This window comes from Bradyrhizobium sp. NBAIM08 (assembly GCF_020193935.1).
GTDB lineage: Bacteria > Pseudomonadota > Alphaproteobacteria > Rhizobiales > Xanthobacteraceae > Bradyrhizobium > Bradyrhizobium yuanmingense.
Map to the genome: position 1 here is coordinate 1 of NZ_JADYVR010000076.1, position 603 is coordinate 603.

A 603-nucleotide genomic window follows, 5' to 3' on the forward strand; every position below is an offset into this window, starting at 1 on the left:
AACCGCCCTGAGCTGACCGCGGAGCGGTTCATCGCCAGTCCCTTTGTCGAGGGCGATCGGCTGTACCGGACCGGCGACCTTGCACGTTATCTGCCGGACGGCAATCTTGAGTTCCTGGGCCGCAACGACGATCAGGTGAAGATCCGCGGCTATCGCATCGAGCCGGGCGAGATCGTCGCGCGGCTTTGCGAGCACGCCTGGGTGCGCGAGGCGGTGGTGGTGGCGGGCCAGAACGGCGCCGGCGACAAACATCTGATCGCCTATGTGGTCTGCGCGCCCGAGGCCGGCTCGGACGAGGGCGATGGAGGCGGGCTTGCGGGCGCCTTGCGGGCGCACTTAAGTGCGCGGCTGCCGGACTACATGGTGCCGAGTGCGTTCGTGCGGCTGGCGGCGCTTCCGCTCACGGTGAACGGCAAGCTCGATCGGAACGCGCTGCCGGCGCCGGCCGATCAGGCCTATGCGCTGGCGGCCTACCAGTCGCCGCAAGGTGCGGTCGAGACGGCGCTGGCGCAGATCTGGGCCGAGCTCCTTGGTGTCGAGCGCATCGGGCGCAACGACCACTTCTTCGAACTGGGCGGCCACTCGCTTTTGGCCGTGCAGATG

At 68.5% G+C, this 603-nt stretch carries 1 protein-coding gene; it reads left to right on the forward strand.

The genetic code is table 11. From position 1 onward, the window contains the following. Nucleotides 1-603, forward strand: a 603-nt coding sequence (locus tag I6F37_RS38455) for a phosphopantetheine-binding protein (protein ID WP_225148815.1), incomplete at both ends; no start/stop codon positions are given.